Raw genomic sequence first — 22,461 nt, 5'->3', positions numbered from 1 at the left:
CGACCGCTCGACATCTGTCCAGGATCCGCCCCGTGCGCTTTCGACATCCGTCCGGTGCCGACCGGCCAGGGCGTCGATAGTGTCTCCACCATGACGAACTCCCGTTTCTCACACGGTGCGGGATTCTGGGTGGTCGCGTCAGCCTTCCTGCTCGTGATGGCGTACGCGACGGTGCCCACACCGCTGTACCCGCTCTACCAGGAGGCCGACGGGTTCCCCGTCTCCGTCATCACGCTGATCTTCGCGGCCTTCGCCGTCGGCGTCGTGCTCAGCCTGTTCCTGCTCGGGCACGTCAGCGACTGGATGGGTCGGCGCCGGATGCTGGTCATAGCGATCCTCATCGCGGTGCTCAGCGCCGTGCTGTTCCTGCTGTGGCACGAGGTGCCCGGTCTCCTCGCCGCGCGACTGGTGAACGGTGCGAGCGTGGGCATCCTCACCGCCACGGCCACCGCGCATCTCGGCGAGCTGCGCGCGCACGCCCGACCGAGCGAGAACGTCATCGTCGCCGCATCGGTGGCCGGTGCCGCGAACCTCGGCGGGTTGGCGCTGGGACCGCTGATCGGCGGTCTGTTCGCCGAGTTCCTGCCTGCACCGCTCGTGCTGCCGCACGCGGTGTTCCTCGTCGTGCTCATCGTCGCCGCGATCGCCGTCGCCTGCGTTCCCGAGACCGTGACGCCGCCGCACGAGCCGCGGCGGTATCGACCGCAGCGGATCGCGGCGCCCCCGCGATCGAGGACGGCGTTCATCGCCGCGGGTTTCGGCGCGTTCGCGGGGTTCGCTCTGTTCGGGCTGTTCACCTCTCTTGCACCGACCATCCTCATCAGCACGTTCGGCGAGCACGACCATCTTCTCGCCGGCGTGACGGCGTGCTCGGTGTTCGCCGCTGCGGCGTCCGGGCAGGTGGCGCTCGCCCGCGTGCCGATGCGCATCCAGCTCGCGGTCGCGGCCGTCTGCTGCGCAGTGGGCCTCGTCGCGGTCGCAGCAGGAACTCTGCTGCCGTCGCTCCCGGTGTTCCTCGGAGGAGGCATCGTGGCGGGCGTCGGAGTGGGGCTGCTGTTCAGATCGGCGGTCGCCACGGCATCCGCTCTCGCGGAGTCCGGTCGACGCGGTGAGACGCTGGCGCTGATCTTCCTGATCGCGTACTGCGGCCTCGCCCTGCCGGTCCTCGCGATCGGTGTGATCCTCACCTTCGCCTCGCAGACCGCTGTGCTGCTCGTGTTCATCTCGATCGTCCTGATCGCGACGGTCTCGGCAGCGGTGGTCATGCGTCGCGCGTTCGTCGGGCCCGCGTCGCGCGCGCAGCGTGGAGCTGTCGTCCCGATCGATGACGAAACCGCCTCGTAACCGTCCCGCCATCGTTCCGCGGTGAAGACCTGCCAAGCTGATCTCAGCGAAAGGCGGACGTCGTGACCGAACCCTCACCCTTCGGGCTGCTGCTGCGGTCGCTGCGAGTGGGCCAGAACCTGACCCTCGAAGCGCTCGCCTCGCGATCGGGTGTCAGCGTTCGCACGATCGGCGACCTCGAGAGAGGCGCAAGCGTCTCTCCCCAACGCCGCACCGTCGACGCGCTGGCCGACGGACTGGGCCTCGATGCGGCCGATCAGCATGCGTTCCTCCGCGCTGCGCGCGCCAGACCGCGTGCCGCCCTCGCGAGCGACGGCCCTGGGGCGATCTCCCCGCACAGGGTGTTCGACTTCTCGGGCCGCGACGCCGAGATCGATGAGGCGCTCGCGATCCTCTACGGTCCGCCGGCTCCGGATCCGCAGCGCCCCGCACTGATCATCAGCGGGGCCCCGGGAATCGGCAAGACGACCGTGGCGATCGAGATCCTCGAACGGGGAGAGCGGACGAGCGGCAACCACAACGTCTTCCTCGGGCTGGACGGCTTCAGCTCGTCGCCCCTGACTCCGCTGCAGGTGATGACCGCCATGCTGCGCCAGCTCCCCGGAGCGGAGCAGAAACCGCCCGCGGATCTCGGCGAGGCGAGAGCGCGATGGCGGGCAGCCGTCGACATCGCCCCGGTCACGGTGCTGCTCGACAACGTCGCGAACGAGGCGCAGATCCGTCCCATCCTGTCGATCTGCGCCGGCGATGTCGTCGTCGTGACCTCTCGCCGCAGCCTCGCAGGCCTCGAAGGCGTGCGGCGGCTGCGTCTCGGACCACTTCGACGACAGGAGAGCATCTCCTTCCTCCGTCGACTGATCCCGCAGGCCGTGACCGACGATGATGCTCTGGGTGAGGTGGCGGGCCTCTGCGATGACATCCCCCTGGCGCTCCGTGTGGTCGGCAACCGCATCGCCAGCCGACCCGCATGGACCGTCGACGACCTGCTCGGCCGGATGCGCAAGTCGGAGGACCGGCTGCGTCTTCTCGTCGCCGGTGATCTGGCCGTGGAAACCGCCATCTCGCTCTCCTACGACGAGCTCGACCCTCGAACTGCCGCACTGTTCCGCTGGATCTCCCTCATCGACGGGAGGACGTTCGGTGCTCACCTCGCCGCCGCGGCGGTGCGTTCAGCCGATCTCGCCGAGGTCGAGTCTCGCCTGGACGATCTCACCGATCTGGGCATGCTCGAAGCCCGCGGCGGCGATCGCTACCGCCTTCATGATCTGATGCGACTCTTCGGCCGGAGCAAGCTGCGCATGTCGGTCGGACCGGACGAGATAGAGCGGCGCCGCGACCACGTTCGATCCTGGCTGCTCGGAAGCCTGGAGCGCGCGGTCGCCTGGTACGAGCCGATGCGGGAGCCCACGGCCCTCGGCCGCACCGGGAGAGGGTTCGTCAGTGCGGAGGCGGCCTCGGCATGGATCCGCGCCGAGACCGAGCACTGGTGGCCGGCGTACACGGAGGCTGCAGAGCGCGGCGACGATGCGGTGGTCTGCGATGTCGCGGATGCACTGCACTGGTATTCCGACATCTGGATGACGTGGGGCAACTGGCACCGGTTCTACTCGCTCGCGGCGAGCGCGGCGCAGCGCTTGGGGGATCCGGCGAAGGAAGCGGCGCAGCTCGGATATGTCGCGTGGGCTGAGATCGTCGAGGTCGGCGATCGCGAGAAGGCGGTGATCACCGGACGGTCGGCGCTGGCTGCTGCACGGCGCGCCGGGGATTCGGCCCAGGAGGGCTGGGCGCAGTACTACATCGGATGGGCGAGCTGGACCCTGGATCGTCTCGTCGACGCTGATGGGGCTGCCCTCGCTGCCATCGATGCGTTCACGGCTGGGCACGAGACCGCGGGGCTGGAGAACGCCCAGGTGCTGTCTTCCATGATCAAGGGCAAGCGCGGTCAGTTCCTCGAGTCCATCGCGGCGACGGAGGCCACCCTCGCGCGGGTGCGGTCCACGGAGACCTCGGACAGCCTCACCAGCATCGTCACCCAGTACGCGGCGTGCCTCGACCTGATCGACGCCTACGTCGCCGTCGGACGATTCGAGGATGCGATGCGGATCGGCGAGTCGGGCATCGCCATCGCTCGCTCGCTGAACGACGACACCCGAGTGCTGCTCATGATGCGCAGACACATCCGTGCGCTGATCCACGCCGGCGAAGGCGAGGCCGCGATCGCCGAGGCTGATGAAGCCCTGACTCTTCTGGGGCCGGGCAGCAGCGAGGCGTTCATCTTCGAGAGGGTACGTCGTGACGTGTCGGCCATCGGGACGCTGCGATCGCCGGAAACAGCCGTGGGGTCCGCATGACGGTCGGTTCGCGACACGCGATCACAACCGGCCCGTAGATTCCCACAGCCGGATGAGCTTGAGCGCCAGGTGCAGAGTGCTGCGCTTGACACCGTCGTCGAGCGCATCCTTCACGATCGGGGGCATGCGTTCGAGCCGGTAGTAGAGCGTCGTGCGATGCACGAAGAGAATCCGGCACGCGGAGACTACGTTGGCGCCGACGTCGAGGTACGTCTCGACTGTCAGTCGCTGGGTGTCGTCCGTCTGGGAGTAGAGCACGTCGGCCGCCGGAGAGATGATCCGAAGGGCGTCGGGGTTCGCGGAAGCCGTGGCGAGCAGCCGCCAGACGCCGAGATCGCTCGCGTCGACGGATGGATGGAACTGGGGGAGGGCCGCAGCGAGAGAGGCGGCGATCGCCGCCTCGTCGGCTGCGCTCCGGAGGTCTGTCGCGCCTCGCTCCGGCGAGGCGGAGCCGATGCCGAGGATCCTCATCCCGCGTCGTGCGGCCTCTTGCAGGAGGACGTCGGCGAGGTCGATGTCCGACGGCTGACCGACCAGCATGACCACTCCGCCCTCGAGCGTGATGAAGTACGCGGGGACCGGACGCATATGGGCGAGGTGGCGGCCGAAGGCGATGCGGTCGACGTCGGTGACGGCGGAGTCGATCAGGACGGCGCGTACGACCGTGCCCGCCTCGCGCTGCACCCACCTCTGCCTGAGTGCGCGCGAGTAGGCGTCTCGACGCACCGAGTCATCCACGTCCAGCAGATCGCGCAGGACCGCCTCGCGATCGGCTCGCGATGAACCGGGGTCACGACGAAGGGTGATCCGGACGAGCGCGGCCGCCGCATCGACGGCCTCGAATTCGCTCGCTGTGAGGGGCGACCCCGCGCCCAGGTCGATCACGATGAGCGCGACGGCATCACCGTCGTCCTGCACCGGCACGGACAGCAGCGTCGGGGACTGCGGGCCGACGATCCCCGGTGGGCCGAACCGGCGGATGACCACTCGACGGTTCAGGGACGCTTCGAGCTGGATCGCGATCTCGTGCAGCGCCATCGAGGTGGCGTCGGTCGTCGTATCGCTGATCGTCATGGGTTCGCTCCTAGCGGGGGATGGGCTCACCGTGTCGCTCTGCGTCGATGAGAGGGGGACTCCACCTCACCGAACTCGAGTACGTCTCATGGAACCCTCTCTCTCGCGCACACACCAGGAGGAAAGCAGGCAGAAGTGGAGATGCTCGTCTTCGACTCCTGTCGCATGGTCGCCGGCCTCTCGGTTCTTAGATTCGTCTCACACGCACGTACGACCACGAGGTGGCGAGATGATGAGAACCAGCACGGTGGTGCTCGTGCACGGCGCTTTTCTGGACGCATCGGGATGGTGGCCGATCGTGCTCCGTCTGCTCGACGGCGGACATCGGGTGCTCGTCCCGCCCGTGATCGGCCGCAGCTTCCTCGGCGACTGCGACTACATCCGTACGTTCGTCGAGCGCGTCGACGGAGAGGTGCTCCTCGTCGGGCATGGATACGGAGCAGCGGTCGTCACCGTGGCCGGTGAGGCGACCAACGTCACCGGACTGCTCTTCATAGCGGGATACGCGCTGGATCAGGGGGAGAGCATCGCCGAGATGAGGGACCGTTTCGCCCCGGATGAGGCATCCGGCCACCTCGTGCCCGCCCTGTTCCCAGGCGACGCCGGGACACGTCGGACAGAGCTCACTGTCGCGCCCGATCAGTTCGCTCGTCTGCTCGCGCAGGGTTTGCCCTCGGACGAGTCGGGCGTTCTGGCGGTCTCGCAGCGCCCGATCGCCGCCTCGGTGTTCACCGAGCGGGCGTCCGGCGTCGGGTGGAGGGCGAAGCCGAGTTGGGGCGTGGTGGCGACCGAAGACCGGTTGGTCAGCCCGCAGCTTCAGCGCTTCGGGTATCGGCGGGCGGGCTGTCGGGCTGTGATGGAACTCGACGCGCCGCATCTGGTCACTCAGAGCCACGCTGCGGAGATCGTGCAGCTCATCGGAGGCATCCTCGAGGAGATCGCGGCCCATGGCTGAGGCGCAGGTGAGTGCTGCGCCGGCGCGCATCGGATGGAAGGCAGGATTCGCTCCGCTCGCCGTCCCCATCTTCCGTCTGGTGTGGGTGGCGTCCATCGTCAGCAACATCGGAAGCTGGATGCAGACGGTCGGCGCCCAGTGGCTGCTGGTCCAGGACGACGGATCCCCGCTGCTCGTGGCGCTCGTCCAGACGGCATCGGCAGCTCCCGTGCTCCTGTTCGCGATTCCGGCCGGTGTCATCGGCGAGTTCCTCAACCGTCGGCTCGTCCTTCTCTGGTCGCAGATCGTGCAACTCGCGGTCGTGCTCGGGCTGACCTACCTGACGGCGACCGGTCAGACGACCACGACGGTCCTGCTCGCGTCGACGTTCGTACTGGGGACGGTCTCGGCCATCCAGCTCCCTGCGTTCCAGGCACTCGTGCCCGACATCGTGCCGCCGAAGCTCCTCCTCGACGCGGCGAGTCTCTCCTCCATCGGCGTGAACATCGCGCGGGCGGTGGGGCCGGCGATCGCCGGTCTCGTCGTCGCGCAGTTCGGGGTCGCGGCGGTCTTCCTACTCAACGCGCTCTCGTTCCTCGTGTTCCTCGGGGTGCTCTTCTTCTGGAAGACATACAGCCCGCCCGCGATTCGCCCGGAGCCCTTCGTCGACGCGACCAGGGCCGGCATCCGCTACGTCCGCCATTCGAAGGTCGTCCGGCTCATTCTGCTCCGGCTCGCTGTCTTCCTCATCCCCGCGAACGCCCTGTGGGCGCTGCTCCCGACGATCGCGAAGAACTCGCTCGGGCTCTCCGCGAGCGGATACGGTCTTCTCCTGGCGGCTCTCGGCGCCGGTTCCATCGTCGGCGCCTTCGTGCTTCCCTGGGCGCGTCGGGTCGCAGCCGTCAACGGCGTGGTGCTCGCCTCGTCGGTGGTCTTCGGCGCGGGCCTCGTGGCGCTCGTCGCCTCGCCCACGCTGTGGGTGACATTCCCGGCGCTCGTGGCGACGGGGCTCGCGTGGATCGGTGTGATCGCCACCATCAACGGAACCATCCAGGCTTTCCTGCCTGTCTGGGTGCGTACGCGCGGCCTGTCCTTCTACCAGCTCGTGCTGTTCGGATGCACCGCCGCCGGCTCTGCGGGCGCAGGGGTGCTCGCGGCCATCTGGGATCCGGGTCTCGTGGTCGTCGGAGCGGGAATCCTGTGTGGCCTGGGTGGGCTCTCCCTCCTCGTGTGGCCGATGCCCGCGACGAGCGGCATCGGCCGGAGGATCGTCGAGGTGCCGGGGGTCGACGACCGGCCGCGCGCGGGCGGCGACGATGACTCTGCCGTTCTGGTGCTGATCCGATACCGGATCACGGAGGAGCGGAGACAGGAGTTCCTCGTCCTGATGCAGCGGGTCGAGCAGACGCGTCTGCGGACCGGCGCCAGGGAATGGCAGGTGTACGTGGACGCGGACGACCCGGACTCCCTCGTGGAGACGTACTCGGTCGGCTCGTGGCGGGAGCATGTGAGCCAACACGAGGGGCGGACCACCGAATTCGACGCAGAGCTCATCGCTCGTGCCCGCGCCATGAGCGGCACCCCACCGGAGGTCGCGCACCTGCTGGAGATCGCGCGACCTCACCGCCACCGCATATCGTCCACGCCCTCCCACGAGTAGAGAAGAGCCTTCACATGGACACGTCCGAGAGCCCGGAGGTGGGTCACGACGTCCCCTCACCCCGCCGGGTGCAGCGCGGCGGCTGGGCGCGGGAGCCCACCAAGCAGGAGAACAGCACCCCGTTGCGCTGATCAGAGCGGAGTGACCTCGGCCAGGTATCGATGGATGAGGGTGACCGCCATGGCGCCTTCGCCCACGGCCGATGCGACGCGCTTGACGGAGTTCGCGCGGACGTCACCGGCGGCGAAGACCCCGGGGACGGAGGTCTCCAGATAGTAGGGGGCGCGCTTCAGGGGCCATCGATCCAGGTCGTCGGGCGAGAGGTCTACGCCGGTGAGCAGGAAACCGCGGGTGTCGAGGCGGACATCGGTGGTCTCCGCCCATTCGGTGTTGGGTGCGCCGCCGATGCAGACGAAGAGGTGCGTGGCCGGCAACCGCGCCGCCGTTCCCGCCTGGTCGAGGGTGATCGCCTGCAGGTGCTCGTCGCCGTCGACGGCGACGACTCGGGTGTTCACGAGGATGGTGACGTTGGGCTGCACGGCGAGTCGGTTGAGCAGATACGCCGACATGGTCGATGAGAGCGACGGTCCGCGCACGAGCACCGTGACATGTGCGGCGTGCGCGGCCAGGTTCATCGCGGCCTGTCCTGCGGAGTTCGCGCCGCCGACGACGTACACATGCTGTCCGATGCAGGCGGAGGCCTCGCTGGTGCCGGCACCGTAGTAGATGCCCGCACCCTGGAGGTCGCGGGCGCGCGGAAGGTCGAGTCGACGCCACTGCACTCCTGTCGCGCACAGGGCAGCGCGGGCGTGTATCTCGGAGCCGTCGGCGAGCAGCGCCCGCACGTCGTGATCCGTGAACGTGCGATCGACCCCGTGACGCATGAGGACGAGATCCGCTCCGAACGAGACCGCCTGCCGGCGCGCACGCTCGGCGAGCTCTGCCCCGGAGACTCCACCGGGAAAACCGAGGTAGTTTTCGATGAGGCTGCTGAAGCCGGCCTGACCGCCGACGGCGTCGCGTTCGACGACGGCGACACTGAGACCCTCCGATGCCGCGTAGACCGCAGCCGAGAGTCCCGCAGGACCCGCGCCGTGGATGATCAGGTCGTACGTCGATCGGGCAGGGGGATGGACCCAGCCGAGAGCCGACGCGACCTGCTCCGGGGTCGGATCTTCGAGGACGCCGCCACGCGGCAGGACCACAAGGGGGAGACGCCTGCCGGCGAGATCGACGCCCCCCGCAGACGAGGAGCCTGCCGGTACCGCGATCGAGAGGTAGGGGACTCCGCTGCGGGTCAGATAGTCGCGAATCGCGTACTCGTCCGGACCGTCGGCATCCGCGATGAGGCGGAGAGGCGGCAGTTCGCCCGAGGCGTCGGTCATGCGTTCCCGGCGAGCTGCTCTTGCCAATCCGCCGGGACCCGCTCAGCAGGACCCGGGGTGGTCTGCGACAGCGGGTGGCTGTGCGGGGGCGCGAGGACGGGTCCGTCGAAGGCGGTCTCGGTGTCGAAATCCCAGAACCAGTCCTCGCCGGGCTCGAAACTCTGGATCACCCGATGACCGCTCGAGTGCGCATGCTTCGTCGCGTGCTTGTGCAAGGAGTCGTCGCAGCATCCGATGTGCCCGCAGAACGCGCATCGACGCAGGTGCAGCCACCACGAGCCGAGGCTCTCGCAGTCCACGCACCCGGGGCCGGATGGCGGGACGTCGGAACGGATGAAGTCGCTGACATCGCTCATGGGCGGGTCTCCTGTGGTCGGTGTGCTGTCCGGGTCATGATGTCGGGATTCTGGGCCGTACTCAAGGGTGCCCGCCGGAGTGCCCCTGCTCGTTCGACACCCGTCGAAGCCTTGTCCGTCGACATCCTCTAGGTTCGACAGCGTGAGCAGCTCTCCCTCCCGCCGCGTCCCGATCGAATCACAGAAGGTCGATGCGCCCCTGACTTCCAGCGCGACGTTCCTCGTGCTGCGGATCGCAGAGGGTGCGGATGCCGCGGCGTCCGTGCGTGACGCGATCAGCGGCGTAGACGACATCGTGAAGAACGTGGGATTCCGTGACCTCGATGCGATGTTGTCGTGCACGGTCGGCATCGGCTCTGCAGCATGGCCGCGACTCACCGCGCGCCGCGCTCCCGCGGAGCTGCACCCCTTCGCGGCGGTCGTGGGTCCCGTGCACACCGCCCCCAGCACCCCCGGCGATCTGCTCTTCCACATCCGTGCGAACCGTCAGGATCTCGTCTTCGAGTTCGAGAGGCAGCTGCTCGATGCTCTCGGCGACTCCGTGACCGTGGTCGACGAGACCGCCGGCTTCCGCTACTTCGACGTCCGCGACCTGCTGGGCTTCGTCGACGGCACGGCGAATCCTGTCGGGAACAGCGTGGCCGATTCGACCCTCGTGGGTGCGGAAGACGGAGACAACGTCGGCGGCAGCTACGTCGTCGTCCAGAAGTACCTGCATGAGCTCGAACGGTGGCAGTCCCTGACGACCGAGCAGCAGGAGGGGATCATCGGTCGGAAGAAGGCAGACAACGTCGAGTTGGACGACGCCGTCGCGGGGCAGAAGTCCCACAAGACGCTCGCCACCATCGTCGTCGACGGGGTCGAGCACGACATCCTCCGTGACAACATGCCCTTCGGGAGCCCTGGTTCCTCGTCGTTCGGCACCTATTTCATCGGGTACTCGCGACATCTGTGGGTCATCGAGAAGATGCTCGAGAACATGTTCATCGGCGATCCGCCCGGCGCATACGACAGGCTGCTCGACTTCTCGAACGCGACGACCGGCTGCGTCTTCTTCGCTCCATCCGCAGACTTCCTCGGCACACTCGCGGACGAGGCGCTCCCTGCGTAGCCACGGGGCGAGCGTTTCTCACCCGGTGCGCGTGGATCGCCCGGGGTCAGCGCTCGGCTCGACAGCGGGCTCGCGCACGACGTACAGCCCCGACGGGGCGTTGGCGGTCGACGCGAGCGCCTCGACCCACTGGCGGTTGAGGTCGGGCACCCGGCCGCCGGAGTAGCTGAAGACGAGGGTGCAACCGGGGTGCAACCACACCGTGCTGCGACCGCCGCCGATGCTGGTGTCATCTCTCCAGGTGAAGAGGCCCAGAGCTACAGGGGTGCGTGGCGTGTCGCAAGGCCCCGGCGAACGGCCGGCGCGAGAGCGCACGCACAACAGGGGAGTGGACGAGGCGTAGGGTCGATGCCATGCGTTCGCAACCGCTGCTCGTCTACGACGGTGACTGCGCCTTCTGCACCACGTGGGTCCGCCGACTCGAGCGGTGGCTCGTCAGGTTCCCCGAGGCTCAGCCGTGGCAGTGGCTCGACCTCGACGAGATCGGCCTGAGCTCCGCCGATGTCACCCGCTACGTGTGGCTTCTGGTCGGCGAGCGCCGGTTCCGCGGTCACGCCGCCTTCGCCGCGCTGCTGAGGATGCAGCGCTCGAGGTCTCTGCACGTCGTGGGCCAGCTGCTCGTGACGCCGCCGTTCTCCTGGGCTGCGGCACTCGGCTACACGCTGATCGCCCGCTTCAGACACAGGCTGCCCGGGGGGACCGCCGCCTGCGCGCTGCCGCGCCCCGAGAGTCGCGCGGTCAACTGATCGCGACTCCGGTACTCTCGGCGCATGGCCACCGCAACGACGCAGACCCCGAAACGCGAGGCATTCGGCTCGCGGAACGTCTTCATCCTCTCTGCGATCGGCTCCGCCGTCGGGCTGGGGAACATCTGGCGATTCCCCTACGTGGCGTACGAGGGCGGAGGCGGCGCGTTCCTCATCCCGTATCTCTGCGCGCTGCTGACCGCCGGCATCCCTCTGCTGTTCTTCGACTACGCCATCGGTCACCGGTTCCGCGGTTCTGCGCCGCTGGCCTTCCGCCGGATGCACCGCCGGGCAGAGCCGCTCGGCTGGTGGCAGGTGCTCATCTGCGTGGTCATCGCGGTCTACTACGCGGTCATCATCGCGTGGGCTGCCATGTACACCTGGTTCTCCGCTCAGCTGACCTGGGGGCCGGGCAACGAGAACGACTTCTTCTTCGTCGACTTCCTCCGCTCGGCCGACGTCGCCGAGGTCGGCATCTCGACCGAGTTCGTGCCTCAGGTCGGGCTGCCGCTCGTCGCGGTCTGGCTGATCGTCATCGTGATCATGGCGCTGGGCGTCAAGCGGGGCATCGGCCGGGCCAACATGATCCTGATGCCGCTGCTGACGGTGATGTTCGCGATCCTCGTGGTGCAGTCCCTGTTCCTTCCCGGCGCGATGGACGGACTCAACGCCTTCTTCACGCCGAACTGGGAGGCACTGGGAGACCCCGCCGTGTGGGCCTCTGCCTACGGGCACATCTTCTTCTCGCTCTCGGTCGCCTTCGGCATCATGGTGACGTACTCGTCATACCTGAAGCGCAAGACCGACCTCACCGGCTCCGGCCTGGTGGTCGCCTTCGCGAACTCGGGCTTCGAGATCCTCGCGGGCATCGGCGTGTTCGCAGCCCTCGGCTTCATGGCGCAGGCGCAGGGCACCGAGGTCGCCGGAGTCGCGTCGTCGGGCATCGGACTCGCGTTCATCGCGTTCCCGACGATCGTGTCGCAGGCGACGGGCGGCTCGATCATCGGCGTCCTGTTCTTCGGGGCGCTGGTCTTCGCAGGCGTGACCTCACTGATCTCCATCCTCGAGGTGATCGTCGCAGCCCTGCAGGACAAGCTCGGCTGGGCGCGCATCCGCACGACCCTGACGGTGTCGATTCCGCTCGCGATCGTCTCGATGGCGCTCTTCTCGACGACCACCGCTCTGTCGGTCCTCGATACCGCAGACGCGTTCGTCAATGCCTTCGGCATCATGGCGGTCGCGCTCGTCGCCGTGATCGTCGTGGCCTGGCTGCTGCACAAGCTGCCGGCGCTCGTCGAGCACCTCGATCGCCGTTCGAGCTTCCGGGTCGGTCGGGTCTGGATGCTGCTCGTCGGTGCGCTCGCGCCCCTGGTGCTCGGCTACCTGCTGGTCACCGAACTGATCTCGAAGATCTCCGAGCCGTACGGCGGCTACCCCGGATGGTTCCTGGCCGTCTTCGGATGGGGCATGGTCATCGCACTCGTCGCGCTCGCGCTGCTGCTGTCGGCGTTGCCGTGGAGCGGTCGCTCGCACGCCAAGGACGACCCGGAGTACGACGAGTTCCTCGCCGAAGAAGACTATGAACCGGATGCCGAGACGTCGTCGATCCCGCTGATCACGGCCCCGGAACCGGGCGCGACGGAGAAGGGAGCGGGCGCATGACCACGACAGCGATCGTCATGATGATCATCGCGATGGTCACGATCTGGGGCGGACTCATCGCCGCCATCGTGAACCTCGCGCGTCACCCCGAGGTCGCGGATTCGGAGCCCGCTCCGCCGGTCGAGCTCTGACGGTCGACGTCGGGCCACCGAAGTCGCGTGAGTCCGCCGATGGTGAGCGTCCGCTCGTTCTCCCAGCGCAGGTAGGTGAGGAGCGTGTGCCGGCATCCGCGGCAGAGAAGAATCACGCCGGCATCGTCGAGCTCGGCGACGGCATCGGCCAATGCGGCCTCGTGCGCGCACTGTCGGCACGTCGCGCGTGCGGCCGTCATGTCCCTGCCGAAGATCTCGAGCAGGAGGCCTCCGGCGGCGTTGCCGTCGACCCTGTGGTGATGTCCCGGGTGGGTGGTGTTCATCAGGCACCTCCGAAGCGTTCAGTGCGGATGCGGTCGGGGGAGTGCCCTGCCGCGACGAGCAGGTCGGCGACGGCCTCGACGAAGCCGGTCGGTCCGCACACGTACACCGACGGATGCTCGGCCGCGGGAATCGTTGAGGCGGCGATCGTCGCCGCATCCACTCGTCCTGCCGGGCGGAGGACGCCCGGCGGTGCGGAACGGGTGTAGGCCCAATCGACGGTGAAGGCATCGCGTTCGAGGCCGATCAGCTCATCGGCGTAGAACGCGTCGTCCTGGGAGCGGACCGAATACAGCAGCCGCATCGGCACGGTGCCTGCAGCGAGAGCGTGCACCCGCGCCATGGCGACGAGCGGGACGATGCCCGATCCGCCGGCGATGAGCTGCACAGGCTCCGGACGCTCGGGAGTCCACACGAAGTAGGCGCCGATGGGGCCGCGAACCTCCAGCTCGTCGCCGGGGAGCACGTCTTCGACGAGGTAGGGAGAGACCTCCCCGTCAGGGAGCTCGTCGACGGCCAGCTCGAGGATCTCGGAGTTTCCTGAGGAGGCGAGGGAGTACGAGCGAACGGCCTGGTAGCCGTCTTCGGCCGTGAGGCGCACATCGACGTGCTGCCCCGCGAGGTTGCCCGCCCAGCCGGCGACTCGAAGGTGAAGAACCCGACCGTGCGGCGTCGCCGGTCGGGTCTCGACGACTCGAGCGACCAGCCACGGTGACGAGGTCGTCACCAGTACCGCTCCTCTTTCCAGGGGTCGCCGTACATGTTGTAGCCGTTCTGCTCCCAGAATCCGGGTTCGTCGTGCTCCAGCATGTCCAGTCCGTGCACCCACTTCGCGGACTTCCAGAAGTAGAGATGGGGGACGAGCAGACGCGCGGGTCCGCCGTGCTCGGCGGCGAGCGGCTGACCATCGAATTCGAACGCGATCCATGCCTTCCCGCCCGACAGGTCTGCCCGCGGCACGTTCGTCGTGTAGCCGCCGTACGAGAACACCCGGGTGAATGCTCCGTCGCCGGCATCTGCCAGCAGATGGTCGAGAGAGACGCCGCGCCACCGCGTGCCGAGCTTCGACCAGCGGGTCACACAGTGGATGTCGGTGCTGATGTCGTCGATCGGGAACTCGTGCAGCTGCTCCCACGACCAGGTGCGGCGGATGCCGTCGAGCCCGACGATCGCGAACTCCCACGTGTCTGTCGAGACGCGCGGGGTGGGCCCGGCGGAGAGAACGGGGAAGTCCTCGGTGAGGTACTGACCAGGAGGGAGTCGATCGTCGGACTCTCTGCGCCGTGCGCCGAACCCGCGGGAGATCACAGCCATGTTCGTCTTCTTTCGTCGGTCGAACCCATTCCACCCGATCGCTCGGCTACAGCCGTTCTGCATATGTCGAAGCCTGGTGCACGCGTGTCGCCCTGATTCTATGGGCGGTCGGAGCGAGATCGTTACCTACATTTTTTACTCATAAACGTGAACATCATGCTAGCTTCACTCGTAAAACAGTTGATCTAACCTCGGAGTCACATTGCTGAGTAATTCCGCTCTTTCCGCTGATTCCAGCATCATCGCCGACGCACCCGTGACACCCGATCGACTCGCGCGAGACAACATGCCGCTCGCCACCTTCCTCGCAGTCGAGAAGGCGCGATCGGCGACCCATGTCGATCTCGACGATCTGCTCTCCGCCGCACGACTCGGCCTCGCCCGCGCGGCGATGACATACGACGCATCTCGCGGGATCCCGTTCGGAGCCTTCGCGAGCAGCCAGATCAACTGGGCGATGCTGTCGGAGATGCGGCGTGCAGACCCGGCCGGCGAACGCGGACGCGACAAGATCGAGCGGGTTCGCGTGGCCGGCGAGACCGTGTTGGCCCGCACCGGGCGCACGGCGAGCGTGGCCGAGCTCGCGAAGGAATCCCGCCTCGATGTCGATGCCGTCGTCGAGATGATGCAGCTCGACCAGATGGTGCGCACCGCCATCAGCTTCGACGAGCACTTCGATGTCGAGACCGGTCGCCAGGCGGTCGACCTCACCGACAGCGTGATCCTCCCCGAGCACGCGGTCGAGCAGTCCGAGACGCGTGCGATGGTCAATCGCGTGGTCGACGCTCTTCCCTCCGCGATGCAGCAGGTCGTGCGCGGCATCTACCTCGAGGACCGCATGGTCAAGGACATCGCCGAGGAACTCGCAGTCAGCCATGCCTATGTGTCGAAGCTGCGCTCGCGAGGCGTCGCCCTCGTGCGCGAGGCGATGGAGGCCTGGGAGAACGGCACGACGGGCGACCGCTCCACCAAGGCGAAGACCGAGTTCTTCGAGACGCTCTTCGGTCCCGCCCGCGTCGACACGCGCGTGCGATCGGGTGAGCTCCTCAACGCGATCTGAGGCGACGTCAGAATCTTCACGATCGGCGGTTACGCCGCCGTCGCATGTCGCGAATATCGGTTGTGCAGGTCCACGGATGGACCCGCATTCGGTCCCATAACCACGGAGGAACACTCATGGGTCTTCAGATCGCAACCAACGTCGGCGCGCTCAACGCGTACCGCAACCTGTCCGTCAACCAGAACGACGTCTCGAAGTCGCTCGAGAAGCTCTCGAGCGGTCTGCGCATCAACCGCGCAGCCGATGACGCCGCCGGCCTCGCCATCTCCGAGGGTCTGCGCTCGCAGGTCAACGGCCTGAACGTCGCGGCCCGCAACGCCCAGGACGGCATCTCGGTCATCCAGACCGCAGAAGGCGCCCTGACCGAGGTGCACTCGATCCTGCAGCGTGTCCGCGACCTCGCGGTCCAGGCGGGTTCCGACTCGAACAACACCGAGTCGCGTGACGCCATCAAGACCGAGATCAACACGCTCGGAAACGAGCTGACCCGCGTCGCGGCCAGCACGAACTTCAACGGAATCAAGCTGCTCGACAGCGCGAGCACGCTGACGTTCCAGGTGGGTGCCGGCTCGGAGGCCGCAGAGGACCAGATCGCGGTCACCCTGACCGACTTCTCGGGCCTCGGAGCGACGATCAGCGGCCTGACCGTCGATTCCGCAGCCACCGCTCTCGCGGCGATCGCAACGGTCGACACGCAGATCACGGGTGTCTCGACGGCTCGCGCCGGTCTCGGTGCGGTGCAGAACCGCTTCGAGTCGACGATCAACTCGCTGCAGGTCTCGGCCGAGAACCTCGCAGCAGCCAAGAGCCGCATCGCGGACACCGACATGGCCGCCGAGATGGTCAAGTACACCGCCTCGAACATCCTGCAGCAGGCCGGCACCGCCATGCTCGCGCAGGCGAACCAGTCGGGCCAGGGCGTCCTGCAGCTTCTCCGTTGAGTCGCTGCGCCTGAGGCGCATCAGGCGCCCGGGCGGAGTCACCTCCGCCCGGGCGCCTTCCTGTAGGACACCTTTGACCGCATCGCACGGAAGACGACCGGGATGAAACTCGACGGACTCGTATCAGGGCTCAAGACCGAAGAGCTCATCAAGGCGCTGATGGACGTCTCGGCGATCCCGAAGACGCTGATCACGAACAAGATCACCGACCGCAACTCGATCATCACGAACCTCCAGTCGCTCAACACCACGCTGCAGGACCTCGTCACCAAGGCCAAGACCGCAGCGGGTGCGACGTCGCTGGCCTCGTTCACGGCGTCGTCCTCATCGGACACCGTCACCGTCACTGCCGGCGCGAAGGCCAGTGCGTTCTCGACCGCGGTCGTCGTCGATGCCGTCGCCACCGCGCATTCGGTCGTGACCGCCGCAGGGGGATCCACCGCGTGGGGCGGGACGTTCACGCTCGTCGGCTCCGACGGCGAGTCCGTCGAAGTGACTCCGGTGGGCACAGGGCCGCAGGATCTCGCCAAGGCCATCAACGCCTCGAAGGCCGGAGTGAGCGCCACTGTCGTCCCGGCCGGGACAGATGCCGACGGCAAGCCGCTCTCGCGCATCCAGCTGACCTCGATCGAGACCGGGGCTGCCGGCGGGTTCACCGTGCACCGCGGTACTGCGGCCGACGTCGCCGCCGGAACCTCGACGGAGCTCGGCGCCGAACCGGGGGCCGCGATCATCACTCAGGGCGCTGACGCCCGCATCCGTCTGTTCGCCGGCACGGCCGCCGAGCAGACGCTGAACAGCGCCAGCAACACGATCAGTGTGGGCGAGGGCATCGAGGTCACCGTGACGACCGCGAGCGCCGACCCCGTGACGGTGACCGTGGCGCGGGATGCCAAGAAGCAGACCACGACGGCTGAGGCGTTCGTCAAAGAGATCGCGGCACTCCTGACCCGCATCGACAAAGGGTCGACGGCGACGGTCGGAGCGGTCGGGGAGACCACCACACTGGGCGTCTTCACGGGCGACAGCACGGTCCGGAACCTTCGGGGCGCACTCACGAGCGCGATGCAGCATCCGGTCGACGGTGTCTCGCCTTCGACGATCGGCATCTCGATCAGCGACAAGGGTGTGCTCTCGTTCGATGCCGAGAAGTTCGCGCAAGCACTGGCCGAGGACCCGGAGAAGACACAGGAGCTGTTCTCGTCGATCGCCGGTCGTGTGCAGGGCGTGACCACCCAGTACTCCGACAAATACGACGGTCTGCTCACCCAGCGGATCACCGGCCAGGAGGCCGAGGTCAAGACGCTCAAGACCCAGGTCGAGCGGTGGGACATCCGCCTCGAGCAGCGCCAGGCCACCCTTGAGCGCACGTACGCGCAGCTGGAGGTCCAGCTCTCGAAACTGCAGTCGCAGTCGTCGTGGCTGACCAGCCAGCTCGCAGGTCTCTCGTCGTCGTCCGACTCCTGACCCCTGCGGCACCCAGATCCCGTCTTCCCGAACATCGCACCGCATCGGAGCTCGCACCCATGGCACTCACCTCCCTCGACCGGGCCAAGCAGCAGTACCTGGAGCAGCAGGTGGCATCAGCCACTCCAGAGCGTCTGCTCACCCTGCTCTACGACCGGCTCCTGGTCGACATCGACCGCGCGGCATCGGCGCAGGATGCCGAGGACTGGCCCGGTGCCGGCACGCACCTGACGCACGCGCAGTGGATCGTGTCCGAACTCAACGGCTCTCTCACCGATGTCTGGGACGGCGCCGAGGAGCTGCGCGGCGTCTACACCTACCTGACGGGACGCCTGATCACCGCGAACATCTCGCGAGACCGTGCCGCGACCGCGGAGTGCCGTGACCTCGTCGCACCTCTGCGTGACGCCTGGCACGCGGCGGCCGAGATCACAAGCGCGGCCGCGCCGCGCGTCTCGGCTCTGGGCTGAGACGACGTGGCCGACAGCCTGACCGAGTGGCTCGCGGTACTCGAGCAGTTCGAGCGCGCGCTCGACGCCGCGGACGAGACGCTCGACCCCCGGGCCTTCGAGCCTCCCTCCGGCCCGATCCCCGATGAACTCAGGGCCCGCGCCGAGGCGGTCCTCGCCCGACAGCAGCTCATGATCGGCGGGCTGGCCGCATCGCGCGCCCACGTCGCGCGCGAGATCGCCGCGCTGCGCCGCGTCCCCAGCGGACGCCAGGACGTGCCCATCTACCTCGACGTCGAGGGGTGAGCCCCCTCGGTTACGGCGCGCGCCCACTGTCGCGATAGTCCACACAGAGCACGGATCGCTCGACGATTGGCCAAGGATCGGCCTCTCCACCAACATCCGGAGTGCCCCCGTGCTCGAATCCGTCACCTCCTCCGCGCTGATCAGCGCTCTCGACGGCCTGGCGTTGCGCCAACGCTCGATCGCCGAGAACATCGCCAACGTCAACACCCCCGACTATCAGTCCCAGCGCGTCCGGTTCGAGGATGAGCTGCGGTCCGCTGTCGAGAGCGGATCGGGAACCGTCGCCGCCACGGTGGAGCGGTCGCTCGAACCCACCAGGCTGAACGGCAACAACGTCAACCTCGACACCGAGACACTGTCGAACATCGACACGGTGCTGCGATTCCAGTTCGCCAGCCAGGCGATCGGCGGCCAGGCGGCATCGATCACCAAGGCGATCGGCCAGGCCTCCGCATGACCTTCGACGCCATCGGCATCGCCGGCACGGGCCTCACCGCCCACCGCAAGTGGCTCGACGCCCTCAGCGACAACATCGCCAACGTCAACACCGCTACTCCCGCAGGCCAGGAGGCCTTCCGCGAGAAGTTCGTCACGGTGCAGGCGGGCACCGACAGCCCCGGCGTCTACGTCGCGGGCGTCGTCGAATCGGACGCCGAGGGCAAGCTCGTCTACGACCCCGAGCACCCCTATGCGAACGAGGACGGGTACGTGCAGTACCCGAACGTCGAGCTCGGCGACCAGATGAGCATGCTCATCCTCGCCCAGCGCGGGTACGAGGCGAACGCCGCCGTCGTGGATCGGGCCAAGACGACGTACGAGGCCGCACTGCAGATCGGACGCAACTGATGAGCGGCCCTGTCGAGGCGGTCTCCGCCGCAGGGGTCACCCCGCTCGCACCCCTCAGCTTCGAGACCGGTCCCGAAGCCGCAGGCGGGTCGGCGTCGGCCGGCGCCTTCGCGACGTCGCTCACGGGAGCCGTCGAGAACCTCCAGCAGCTGCAGTCGACATCGAACGGGCTCGCGGTCCAGGCCGTCACGGGCGACCTGCAGGACATCCACCAGGCGATGATCGCCTCGACACGAGCCTCGGTCACGCTCGACCTCGTCGTAGCAGTCCGTGACCGCAGCGTGTCGGCATTCAACGAGATCATGAGGATGCAGGCCTGATGCCGAAGATGCTCACGGGATACTACGACCGCGCGAAGCAGGTCGTGGGAGGATTCTCGCTCGCCCAGCGCACGATCGCCATCATCGGCGTCGCTCTGCTCGTCATGGGAGCCATCGCGCTGGGATCGTGGCTGACCAAGCCGCAGATGAGCCCGCTGTTCACCGGTCTGAGCGCGGGTGACGCGTCGGCCGTCGTCGAGCAGCTGAAGTCCGCCGGCGTCGCATATGAACTCACCGAGGGCGGCGCGACGATCCTCGTCCCGGACGACCAGGTGTACCCTCAGCGGCTCGCTGCGGCATCCGCCGGTCTTCCCGGCGACACGAGCGAGGGATACACGCTTCTCGACGAGATGGGAGTGACCGCGAGCGAGTTCCAGCAGTCGGTCACCTATAAGCGGGCGATCGAGGGGGAGCTGGCCGGCACGATCGGCGCGATGGAGGGAATCTCCACCGCATCCGTGCAGCTGGCGATACCCGAAGAGAGCGTCTTCGTCTCGGAGCGGCAGAGCCCGACGGCATCCGTCTTCGTGAAGACCCGGAGCGGCGCGACTCTCAGCGACGAGAAGATCGAGGCGATCGTGCACCTGACCAGTGCCGCGGTGCCGGGCATGACGCCCGAGGACGTGGCGGTCACCGATCAGGACGGACGGGTGCTCTCGGCCGTCGGAACGGGGCTCGCCGGATCCTCCTCGAAGCAGGCCACCGAGCACGAGGCGAAGGTCGCCGCATCCGTCAGCAAGATGCTCGAGACGATCGTCGGCCCCGGCAACGCGACCGTGACGGTGTCGGCCGACGTCGCGAACTCGACATCGGAGCGCATGGACGAGACATATTCCGCTCCGGAGGGCGACCTCAGCGCGTCGGAGCAGACCAAGACCGAGACCTACACCGGCGGCCAGGGCGGCGGCACCGGAGTGCTCGGCCCCGACAACATCGCGGTGCCCAACGGCGCGGACGGGAACGGTGCCTACGAGTTCGAGGAGACCTCGCGCAGCAACGCCGTGAACAAGTCGACCGAGAAGACGATCACTCCGGCCGGCGAGGTCACGAGGCAGACGGTCAGCATCGCACTGAACCGAGGAACGGTCACGGGAGTGACCGCGAACCAGATCGAATCGCTCGTCGCATCGGCCGCGGGGATCGACGTCGAGCGCGGCGACGAGATCGCGGTCGAGTTCGTCGAGTTCAACGAGTCGGGCGCGACGGCTGCGCAGACCGCCCTCGCGGCTGCTGAGGCCGAGCGTGATGCGCAGTTCCAGCAGGAGCTGCTGAAGTCGGCGATCATCGGGGGCTCGATACTCCTCGCGGTGATCATCCTCATCATCTTCCTGGTCGTGCGTCGTCGGATGAAGCGCCGCGTGCTGTACACCGACGAAGGTCCGATCGAGTACTTCGCCACCGTGACGGAGAGCGAGGAGCAGAAGCTCAAGTCCCTCCGCGGGCTGAAGGATGCCGATGCGATCGTGCCGACGGCACCGACGAAGCTGCTCCCGTCGGCGACGGTCGACTTGGACGACGAGCCGGAACCCGACAAGATGCTCGTCGAGCGACGGCGGCGCGAGATCGACGACCTCGCCAAGCGCGAACCGGACGCGATCGCCAGCGCCCTGGCCGACCTGATGGATGAGGCGAGGGTATGAGTCTGCTCACAGATGTGCTGGACGCCCAGGCAGACACGGTCGAGGTGTCGACCGCTGCCGACACCGTCGCCGCACCGATCCCCGAGATGAGCGGCCTGCGCAAGGCCGCGATCGTGCTGATGAACATGGACCGTGCAGCCAGCGCCGAGGTGCTGCGTCATCTCGGTGAGGAGCGCTCCGAGATGCTGGCCGCGGAGCTCACCCAGCTCGGCGGTGTGGATGTCGCCTCGACCGCGCGTGCACTCGGGGAGTTCCGCCGCATCGCCATCGGCGGTGCGGTGCCGTCTCGTGGCGGACAGGAGCTCGCCACCGGTCTGCTCGAGACCGCCTTCGGGCGCGAGAAGGCCGTCGGGATGGTCGGGCGGGTGATGTCCCAGGGCTCGGTCTCCTTCGATTTCCTGAACGCCGCCGACCCTGCCCAGCTCGCCACGATCATCGAAGGAGAGCTCCCGACGACGGTCGCGGTCGTGCTGGCGAACCTCCGCGCCGATCGCGCGGCGGCGGTGCTCGCGGCCCTGCAGGATCCGCTGCGCACCGACGTCGCCCAGGCGATCGCCACGATGGGCACGGCCACGCAGGAGGCGATCTCGATCGTGGCGGACTCGCTGCGTTCGCGCACCGGCGTGTTCGCCATGCGCGACAACCACGAGTCGATCGGGGGAGTGCAGCCGCTGGTGGAGATAATCAACCGTTCGGACACCGCTCTCGAGAAGTCTCTGCTCGCGAGCCTGGAGGGGCGGGACCTGGCCCTGGCCGAGGACATCCGCAGCCGCATGGTGACGTTCGCCGACATCGCCCGCCTCGAGGATCGCGATGCCCAGCGTGTGCTGCGCGGTATCGACCTGCGCATGCTCGCCTTGGCGCTGAAGGGTGCGGAGGAGCAGATCACCGACAAGGTGAAGGGCAACATGACCGAGCGCAACCAGGAGAACCTGGCGGAGGAGACGCGTGTGCTCGGTCCTGTGCGGATGCGCCAGGTCGACGAGGCCCGCGCCGAGATCGTGCGCATCATCCGTGAGCTGGAAGCCGCGGAGGAGATCACGATCTCACGCGAGGACGAGGATGAACTCATCGAGTGAGCC

25 protein-coding genes are annotated in these 22,461 nt (G+C 67.8%); 18 read left to right on the top strand and 7 right to left on the bottom strand.

All coding sequences use genetic code 11. The features are described from left to right. The first annotated feature begins 90 nt into the window (after positions 1-90). On the top strand, positions 91-1,344 hold the full coding sequence (locus MRBLWH13_RS07490; protein ID WP_341957707.1) for an MFS transporter: 1,254 nt from the start codon (positions 91-93) through the stop codon (positions 1,342-1,344). A gap of 62 nt (positions 1,345-1,406) precedes the next feature. Continuing rightward, on the top strand, positions 1,407-3,695 hold the full coding sequence (locus tag MRBLWH13_RS07485; protein WP_341957705.1) for a helix-turn-helix domain-containing protein: 2,289 nt from the start codon (positions 1,407-1,409) through the stop codon (positions 3,693-3,695). A 21-nt stretch (positions 3,696-3,716) separates the two neighbouring features. Here MRBLWH13_RS07485 and MRBLWH13_RS07480 read toward each other — a convergent pair whose 3' ends face one another. Continuing rightward, positions 3,717-4,769, bottom strand: coding sequence for a helix-turn-helix domain-containing protein (locus MRBLWH13_RS07480; RefSeq protein WP_341957703.1), 1,053 nt, complete (start codon positions 4,767-4,769; stop codon positions 3,717-3,719). Positions 4,770-4,998: 229 nt separating this feature from the next. Here MRBLWH13_RS07480 and MRBLWH13_RS07475 point away from each other — a divergent pair, with 229 nt between their 5' ends. Together MRBLWH13_RS07475 and MRBLWH13_RS07470 are read left to right on the top strand one after the other, a co-directional pair. Continuing rightward, on the top strand, positions 4,999-5,724 hold the full coding sequence (locus MRBLWH13_RS07475) for an alpha/beta hydrolase (RefSeq protein ID WP_341957701.1): 726 nt from the start codon (positions 4,999-5,001) through the stop codon (positions 5,722-5,724). Next, positions 5,717-7,363 (top strand): MFS transporter, encoded by a 1,647-nt coding sequence (locus tag MRBLWH13_RS07470; protein ID WP_341957700.1) that lies wholly within the window; start codon positions 5,717-5,719, stop codon positions 7,361-7,363. The genes MRBLWH13_RS07475 and MRBLWH13_RS07470 overlap by 8 nt, the downstream gene beginning before the upstream one ends. Before the next feature lie 131 nt (positions 7,364-7,494). Here MRBLWH13_RS07470 and MRBLWH13_RS07465 read toward each other — a convergent pair whose 3' ends face one another. Together MRBLWH13_RS07465 and MRBLWH13_RS07460 are read right to left on the bottom strand one after the other, a co-directional pair. Next, positions 7,495-8,748, bottom strand: a complete 1,254-nt coding sequence (locus MRBLWH13_RS07465; protein ID WP_341957698.1) for an FAD-dependent oxidoreductase — start codon at positions 8,746-8,748, stop codon at positions 7,495-7,497. Continuing rightward, the gene (locus MRBLWH13_RS07460; RefSeq protein WP_042537498.1) at positions 8,745-9,104 is read right to left on the bottom strand and encodes a UBP-type zinc finger domain-containing protein; all 360 of its coding nucleotides are present in this window, start codon (positions 9,102-9,104) and stop codon (positions 8,745-8,747) included. Before MRBLWH13_RS07460 ends, MRBLWH13_RS07465 begins: the two co-directional genes overlap by 4 nt. A 142-nt stretch (positions 9,105-9,246) precedes the next feature. On the opposite strand from MRBLWH13_RS07460, the gene MRBLWH13_RS07455 reads away from it, so the two are divergent. After that, on the top strand, positions 9,247-10,215 hold the full coding sequence (locus MRBLWH13_RS07455; RefSeq protein WP_341957694.1) for a Dyp-type peroxidase: 969 nt from the start codon (positions 9,247-9,249) through the stop codon (positions 10,213-10,215). Positions 10,216-10,233: 18 nt separating this feature from the next. Here the strand turns inward: MRBLWH13_RS07455 and MRBLWH13_RS07450 are convergent, their stop codons facing one another. Further along, entirely contained in the window at positions 10,234-10,416 is a 183-nt protein-coding gene (locus tag MRBLWH13_RS07450; protein WP_341957691.1) for a hypothetical protein, read from the bottom strand. Between the two features lie 152 nt (positions 10,417-10,568). On the opposite strand from MRBLWH13_RS07450, the gene MRBLWH13_RS07445 reads away from it, so the two are divergent. From MRBLWH13_RS07445 to MRBLWH13_RS07435, 3 genes are read left to right on the top strand one after another with little or no spacing between them, the layout of a single operon-like run. Further along, positions 10,569-10,961: a DCC1-like thiol-disulfide oxidoreductase family protein gene (locus tag MRBLWH13_RS07445; protein ID WP_341957688.1), complete on the top strand. Its 393-nt coding sequence runs from the start codon at positions 10,569-10,571 to the stop codon at positions 10,959-10,961. A gap of 24 nt (positions 10,962-10,985) precedes the next feature. Then, on the top strand, positions 10,986-12,623 hold the full coding sequence (locus tag MRBLWH13_RS07440; protein WP_341957686.1) for a sodium-dependent transporter: 1,638 nt from the start codon (positions 10,986-10,988) through the stop codon (positions 12,621-12,623). Further along, a complete protein-coding gene (locus MRBLWH13_RS07435) occupies positions 12,620-12,754 on the top strand; it encodes a methionine/alanine import family NSS transporter small subunit (RefSeq protein WP_341957684.1) in 135 nt (44 codons plus the stop codon). Before MRBLWH13_RS07440 ends, MRBLWH13_RS07435 begins: the two co-directional genes overlap by 4 nt. Here MRBLWH13_RS07435 and MRBLWH13_RS07430 read toward each other — a convergent pair. From MRBLWH13_RS07430 to MRBLWH13_RS07420, 3 genes are read right to left on the bottom strand one after another with little or no spacing between them, the layout of a single operon-like run. Next, positions 12,706-13,038, bottom strand: coding sequence for a DUF6510 family protein (locus MRBLWH13_RS07430; protein ID WP_341957683.1), 333 nt, complete (start codon positions 13,036-13,038; stop codon positions 12,706-12,708). The two genes, MRBLWH13_RS07435 and MRBLWH13_RS07430, sit on opposite strands and share 49 nt — an antisense overlap. Continuing rightward, positions 13,038-13,763 carry a ferredoxin reductase gene (locus MRBLWH13_RS07425; protein WP_341957681.1) on the bottom strand — a complete coding sequence of 242 codons (726 nt, stop codon included), beginning with the start codon at positions 13,761-13,763 and terminating at the stop codon, positions 13,038-13,040. The genes MRBLWH13_RS07430 and MRBLWH13_RS07425 overlap by 1 nt, the downstream gene beginning before the upstream one ends. After that, positions 13,760-14,350, bottom strand: coding sequence for a sulfite oxidase-like oxidoreductase (locus MRBLWH13_RS07420; RefSeq protein WP_341957678.1), 591 nt, complete (start codon positions 14,348-14,350; stop codon positions 13,760-13,762). Before MRBLWH13_RS07420 ends, MRBLWH13_RS07425 begins: the two co-directional genes overlap by 4 nt. Positions 14,351-14,636: 286 nt before the next feature. Here MRBLWH13_RS07420 and MRBLWH13_RS07415 point away from each other — a divergent pair, with 286 nt between their 5' ends. The 10 genes from MRBLWH13_RS07415 to fliG all read left to right on the top strand — a co-directional run bounded on the left by MRBLWH13_RS07415 (position 14,637) and on the right by fliG (position 22,458). Then, entirely contained in the window at positions 14,637-15,410 is a 774-nt protein-coding gene (locus tag MRBLWH13_RS07415) for a sigma-70 family RNA polymerase sigma factor (protein WP_341957676.1), read from the top strand. A 116-nt stretch (positions 15,411-15,526) separates the two neighbouring features. Further along, positions 15,527-16,351 (top strand): flagellin, encoded by an 825-nt coding sequence (locus tag MRBLWH13_RS07410; protein ID WP_341957674.1) that lies wholly within the window; start codon positions 15,527-15,529, stop codon positions 16,349-16,351. A gap of 102 nt (positions 16,352-16,453) precedes the next feature. Next, a complete protein-coding gene (fliD, locus tag MRBLWH13_RS07405) occupies positions 16,454-17,818 on the top strand; it encodes a flagellar filament capping protein FliD (protein ID WP_341957672.1) in 1,365 nt (454 codons plus the stop codon). A 59-nt stretch (positions 17,819-17,877) separates the two neighbouring features. Continuing rightward, positions 17,878-18,288 (top strand): flagellar export chaperone FliS, encoded by a 411-nt coding sequence (fliS, locus tag MRBLWH13_RS07400; RefSeq protein ID WP_341957670.1) that lies wholly within the window; start codon positions 17,878-17,880, stop codon positions 18,286-18,288. A gap of 6 nt (positions 18,289-18,294) precedes the next feature. Next, positions 18,295-18,573, top strand: a complete 279-nt coding sequence (locus MRBLWH13_RS07395; RefSeq protein ID WP_341957668.1) for a hypothetical protein — start codon at positions 18,295-18,297, stop codon at positions 18,571-18,573. A 109-nt stretch (positions 18,574-18,682) separates the two neighbouring features. Further along, a complete protein-coding gene (locus MRBLWH13_RS07390) occupies positions 18,683-19,030 on the top strand; it encodes a flagellar biosynthesis protein FlgB (RefSeq protein ID WP_341957666.1) in 348 nt (115 codons plus the stop codon). Beyond that, complete coding sequence (flgC, locus tag MRBLWH13_RS07385) at positions 19,027-19,419, top strand: flagellar basal body rod protein FlgC (RefSeq protein WP_056307381.1); 393 nt, start codon at positions 19,027-19,029, stop codon at positions 19,417-19,419. The genes MRBLWH13_RS07390 and flgC overlap by 4 nt, the downstream gene beginning before the upstream one ends. Beyond that, positions 19,419-19,739, top strand: coding sequence for a flagellar hook-basal body complex protein FliE (gene fliE / locus MRBLWH13_RS07380; RefSeq protein ID WP_341957664.1), 321 nt, complete (start codon positions 19,419-19,421; stop codon positions 19,737-19,739). The genes flgC and fliE overlap by 1 nt, the downstream gene beginning before the upstream one ends. Then, positions 19,739-21,379, top strand: a complete 1,641-nt coding sequence (fliF, locus tag MRBLWH13_RS07375) for a flagellar basal-body MS-ring/collar protein FliF (RefSeq protein WP_341957662.1) — start codon at positions 19,739-19,741, stop codon at positions 21,377-21,379. Before fliE ends, fliF begins: the two co-directional genes overlap by 1 nt. After that, positions 21,376-22,458: a flagellar motor switch protein FliG gene (gene fliG / locus MRBLWH13_RS07370; RefSeq protein WP_341957660.1), complete on the top strand. Its 1,083-nt coding sequence runs from the start codon at positions 21,376-21,378 to the stop codon at positions 22,456-22,458. The genes fliF and fliG overlap by 4 nt, the downstream gene beginning before the upstream one ends. Positions 22,459-22,461: the final 3 nt, after the last annotated feature.

Origin of the sequence: Microbacterium sp. LWH13-1.2 (assembly GCF_038397735.1) — a bacterium.
Classification (GTDB): Bacteria; Actinomycetota; Actinomycetes; order Actinomycetales; family Microbacteriaceae; genus Microbacterium.
The sequence above is the reverse complement of the archived record's forward strand: the minus strand, read 5'-3'. Positions and strand labels throughout refer to the sequence as shown.